Origin of the sequence: Bradyrhizobium sp., assembly GCF_049512235.1 — a bacterium.
Lineage (GTDB): Bacteria > Pseudomonadota > Alphaproteobacteria > Rhizobiales > Xanthobacteraceae > Bradyrhizobium.
Window position 1 is genome coordinate 1 of the sequence record NZ_JBEKXH010000460.1, and the last position, 5,157, is coordinate 5,157.

General features: G+C 61.7%; 4 protein-coding genes. 1 reads left to right on the forward strand and 3 read right to left on the reverse strand.

Features of this window, described 5'->3' with window-relative positions; genetic code table 11:
• The 3 genes from ABSG20_RS29320 to ABSG20_RS29330 form a co-directional block, all read right to left on the reverse strand.
• A partial coding sequence (locus tag ABSG20_RS29320; protein ID WP_423867955.1) for a NirA family protein occupies positions 1-1,421 on the reverse strand: 1,421 nt, incomplete at its 3' end.
• 357 nt (positions 1,422-1,778) lie between these two features.
• Positions 1,779-2,945 carry a CmpA/NrtA family ABC transporter substrate-binding protein gene (locus ABSG20_RS29325; protein WP_423867956.1) on the reverse strand — a complete coding sequence of 389 codons (1,167 nt, stop codon included), beginning with the start codon at positions 2,943-2,945 and terminating at the stop codon, positions 1,779-1,781.
• Positions 2,942-3,532, reverse strand: a complete 591-nt coding sequence (locus ABSG20_RS29330) for an ANTAR domain-containing response regulator (protein ID WP_423867957.1) — start codon at positions 3,530-3,532, stop codon at positions 2,942-2,944. The genes ABSG20_RS29325 and ABSG20_RS29330 overlap by 4 nt, the downstream gene beginning before the upstream one ends.
• A 111-nt stretch (positions 3,533-3,643) precedes the next feature.
• On the opposite strand from ABSG20_RS29330, the gene rimO reads away from it, so the two are divergent.
• Positions 3,644-4,969: a 30S ribosomal protein S12 methylthiotransferase RimO gene (rimO, locus tag ABSG20_RS29335; RefSeq protein WP_423867958.1), complete on the forward strand. Its 1,326-nt coding sequence runs from the start codon at positions 3,644-3,646 to the stop codon at positions 4,967-4,969.
• The last annotated feature ends 188 nt before the right edge of the window (positions 4,970-5,157 follow it).

Consider the following 5,157-nt stretch of genomic DNA (forward strand, 5'->3'; position numbering starts at 1 on the left):
TCGCCGATCTCGGCGGCGTGGCGCTTGGTGTCGGAGGCTGCGAACTTGCAGCCGGCATTGCCGGTGCAGGCGATCAGGCCGGCGCGAAGTTGCGAGGCCTTGACCGAAAGCCCGATGCTGTCGATCGCTGCAACCGCGAGGGCCACGTTCTCGCCGCGCACGCCGGGGATCAAAAGGTTCTGCCAGACCGTCAAGCGGAGTTCGCCGTCACCGAGATCGGCTGCGATCTTTGCTAGGCCGCGCATCTGCGCGCAGGTCACCTTGCCGAGCGGCAACGCGACGCCGATCCAGTTCAGGCCGCGCTGCTTCTGGGGGTGAATTCCGATGTGCGCCATGCGGTCGAAGACCGGGCGCGGTGCCAAGGCTTCCGGCGGCACGCGGGCAAAGGCATGGCCGAGCTTTTCTTCCACGGCCTGCAGGAATTTTTCCATGCCCATGCCGTCGATGACATATTTCAGCCTGGCCTTGAGCCGGTTGGTACGGTCCCCCAGATCGATGAAGACGCGGACGATGGCGTCGGCCACTTTGGCGGCGTCGGCAGGCCTTACGATGATGCCAGTCGCCTTCGCAAAATCCTTGTGGCCGGTAATGCCGCCAATTCCCAACTGAAACCAGACGCCGGGCTCGACGCCGAAGCCATCCCTCACTTCGACCGCGGCAAACGCAATGTCGTTGGTGTCTTCGAGCACGGCGATCTTGCCGGCGCCGTCGAACGCGACGTTGAACTTGCGCGGCAGCCCCGTCAGCGAGCGGTCGTTGAGAATGTGGTAATGCCATTCGCGGGCATATTCGCGGGTGTCGAGCAGTTCCTGCGGATCAATCCCGGCGGTCGGCGTGCCCGTGACGTTGCGAATATTGTCGGCGCCGGAGCCGCGCGAGCACAGGCCGAGGTCCTGGATGCCCTCGATCAAGGCGACCGCGTGCTTCGGCGGAACTTCCCGGACCTGCAGATTGGCACGGGTGGTGACGTGGCAAAACGGCCCGCACAGGCGCTCGGCGAGATCCGCCAGCCCTGTGAACTGCCAGTGCTTGAGAATGCCGTTGGGTATCCTCAGTCGGCACATGTAGGAGTCCTGTGCCGGCGCGACGTAGAACAGACCGTAATAGCGCCAGCGGAAATTATCCGCCGGCGAAGGCGGCGCATCGGTGAGCGCCTGCTGCTTTAGCCGCGGATAGGCGTCAAACGGATGTTCCTCGCGTTTGAATTTTTCCTGGTCTACAAGTTTTTTGCCCGACGCAACGACCTTGTCCTGCGCCCGGATATGCGCAGCATCGGGTCCGCTGGGTGCGGCATTCGGCTTTCCGGCGCTGGCGCCGCCAAGGCCGCGGCCGACCCGGCTGATCTGCAAGCCGGTGGCAAAGCCTTCGAGGTAGCGCTTCTGCTCGTCGGTAAAGTCGACTGAGAGAGTTTCGATTTTCATGAGTTGCGACGAAGCTCCTGCGGCCACGACCGGTGGCTTCAACGGAATGGGGGACCCGCGTCGAAACTGGCCCCAGCTCTGACGCGCCGGATGCAATTTCGGGGAACGGTCCGACCAGCCTCGTTGCTGCGGAAATCCATCTTGGACAGTAGCCAGCGGCATCTGCGACAGCTGGCTGCGCTGCAACATACAAGTTGCGTGCCATCCAGAGCTCTAGCTGATAATCAGCGAATTCAATGCCTTAAAGGCTTGGATGAGGGACTTTGGCGTGATCGTCGCCGCTGATTTCGAGCAATCCGCCCAAAAAATAGTCTGATCACGTCGCTGCCCAGGGATTGCTCTCCCAGGTCCACTTCTTCATTTCCGGCGCCCGATCTGGAACGCCGCCAAATGACCGGCGATATCGTCGGCGTCGAACACCGGCCCGGCGAAGGCACCGACAGCATCGGGCCCATAAGCATGCTCTCCCTTCTCCCGACCAAGCGCCGCATCATAGAGATCGGGCCTGAACACGGATTTGGCTGTTTTGAGCGCGTCGGGGCTGAAGGAAGCTTGTCCCCAGCGCACCATCTGGGCATAGAGCCAGGCCGCCTGCACGGGATCAGGCCGGGCGGCGCCTTCCCGTCCGACCAGCAGATAGCGGCTGCTCTCGCGCAGGGTTCCGTCGGGCGAGATTTTCAAACGGCCGTCAAGCGTCCGCTGGATGACGTCGGCGTCGACCCCGATCCGCTCCGGCTGCGCCAGCAGGTGCGCCGCCTCGGCGCGGTTTTGCGGCTGTTCGATAAATTCGGCGGCGCTGGATGCGGCGCGGACCAGGGCTGCGACAGCATCCGGATTCTTTTCCGACCAGTTCTGCCTGATCGCCAGTACCTTCTCGGCGGCGCGGACCAGGATGTCCGAGACGAAATGCAGGATTTGGCCAACGCCGAGATCCACCGCGACGGAATTCCAGGGCGCCCCGACGCAGAAGCCATCAACGTGACCGTTGGCGAGGCTGTCCACCATGTAAGGCGGCGGCAGCACCACGAGACGGACGTCATCGTCGGGATCGACCCCACCGGCCGCCATCCAGAATCGCAGCTGATAATTGTGGGTCGAGAACGGGAAGGTCATGCCGAGCGTCAGCGGTTCAGCTCCGCCTTTGCGCCGCGCCGCAACCACCCGGGCAAGCGCCAGCGCCGTTGCCATGGGGTCGAACGGATCGCCTTCGAGCTCGCTCATGATCGCTGCATGCAGCGCCGGCGATACCGTGATCGCGTTGCCGTTGAGACCGAGATTGAACGGAGCGACGATCGGCACCTTGACGTGCCCCAGTCCAAGGCTCGATGCGATCGCGACCGGCGCCAGCAAATGCGCGGCATCGAACAGGCCGATATTGAGCTTGTCGCGGACGTTCGACCACGACACTTCCCGAACCAGCGTGACGTCGAGCCCTTCGGCCGTGGCAAATCCCTTGTCGACGGCGACGATCACCGCGGCGGCGTCGACCAGGGGAATAAAACCTATGCGGACAGGTCTGGTCATTTCAGCAGCTCCGACGCCGTCAGGATCGATTGTGCGATCTCGCCGATCTTCTTTTTCTCGCGCATCGCCGTCGATCGCAGCAACACATAGGCCTCATCTTCGGTCAGGCCTTTCAGTTTCATCAGGATGCCCTTGGCGCGATCGATCACCTTGCGGTCTTCGAGCGCGGATTTGGTGCGATCGAGTTCATCCTGCAGCTTGGCAAACGCATTGAAGCGCGAGATGCAGAGATCGAGGATCGGCTTGAGGCGCTCTTTCTTCAGTCCGTCGACGATATAGGCGGAGACGCCGGCATCGACGGAAGCCTGGATCGACGCCGCGTCGCTCTGATCGACGAACATCGCGATCGGCCGGCGCACCGCGCGGCTGACCTGGAACATCTGTTCCAGAACGTCGCGGCTGGGATTTTCCAGATCGATCACGATCACGTCGGGATCGAGCGCATAGATCCGGGCCAGCAAGCTCTGCATTTCGCTGATATGCGCGACGCTGGTAAAGCCCGCTTCGCGCAGGCCCTCTTTAAGGATCGCGGCACGGATCGGACTTTCATCGACGATGACGATTTTAGGAGAGGACTCGGCGCCCATCGATCACCCGGATTGCCTTGAATTATTCATAGCACGCCGCGCGCCTGCTCAAAGCCTTGTAATTATGGCCAATTAGGGCTAGCTCCTGCCTATCAATCAGGCAGATCCAACATGCAACAGGCCACCGCGCCCAAAGTCAGCTTTGTTTCACTGGGATGCCCCAAGGCGCTGGTGGATTCCGAGCGAATCATCACTCGGCTGCGCGCGGAAGGCTATGAACTGGCGCGCAAGCACGACGGCGCCGACCTCGTCATCGTCAACACCTGCGGCTTTCTCGACAGCGCCAAGCAGGAGTCGCTTACCGCGATCGGCGAAGCCATGGCCGAGAACGGCAAGGTGATCGTCACCGGCTGCATGGGCGCGGAACCCGAACAGATCGAGGCGGCCTATCCCGGGGTATTGTCGATCACGGGGCCGCAGCAATATGAAAGCGTGCTCGATGCCGTGCACCGCGCGCTGCCGCCGGCGCACAATCCGCATCTCGATCTGGTACCGCCGCAGGGCATCAAGCTGACGCCGCGGCACTACGCTTACCTGAAGATTTCCGAAGGCTGCAACAACCGCTGCAGCTTCTGCATCATCCCGAAACTGCGCGGCGACCTGGTGTCACGTCCAGCCAATGACGTGCTGCGCGAGGCGGAGAAACTGGTCACTGCAGGCGTCAAGGAATTGCTGGTCATTTCGCAGGATACCTCAGCCTATGGCGTGGATATCAAATATGCGACGAGCCCGTGGAAGGATCGCGGGGTCCGCGCCAAATTCTTCGATCTGGCGAAAGAGCTCGGCGAGTTCGGCGCTTGGGTCCGGCTGCAATATGTCTATCCCTACCCGCATGTCGACGAAATCATCGGCCTGATGACGCAAGGCAAGATTTTGCCTTACCTCGATATTCCCTTCCAGCACGCCAGCCCGGAAATCCTCAAAGCGATGAAGCGTCCGGCCGCGCAGGAAAAGACGCTGGCGCGGATCAAGCAGTGGCGCGAGGAATGTCCGGATCTCACCCTGCGCTCCACCTTCATCGTCGGCTTTCCCGGCGAGAGCGATTCCGATTTTGCCTATCTGCTCGACTGGCTGGAAGAAGCCGAAATCGACCGCGCCGGCTGCTTCAAGTACGAGCCGGTTGCCGGGGCGTCGTCGAATGCGCTCGGCCATGCCGTGCCAGACGCGACAAAACAGGAGCGCTGGAACGCACTGATGGCGCGCCAGCAGAAGATTTCCGCGCGCCGGTTGAAGCGCAAGGTCGGCACAAGGCAGCAGGTCATCATCGACGAGGTCGGTCCGACCGTGTCAAAAGGCCGCTCCAGGGCCGATGCGCCCGGCATCGACGGAGTGGTTTATATTTCGAGCCGCCGTCAGCTGAAAGTCGGCGAAATCGTCACCGCGAAGATCGAACGATCGGACGAGTACGATCTGCACGGCAGCGTCGCGGGCTTTTAAGCCCTTGCTTCTCAGTTTAAAATTGCGGATTGAAGGCCGTGTTTTGTCGCGAGGCGTCGATACTTCACCAAACGCAGGATCCGACCGATGCGGATTTCTTTAAAATTCTCGGCATGATTAGCGCCGCATCGCAAGATCACCTCAAGGAGCTTGCCGCTTGGGATGAACTCGGCGCGCAGGAGCCCGCT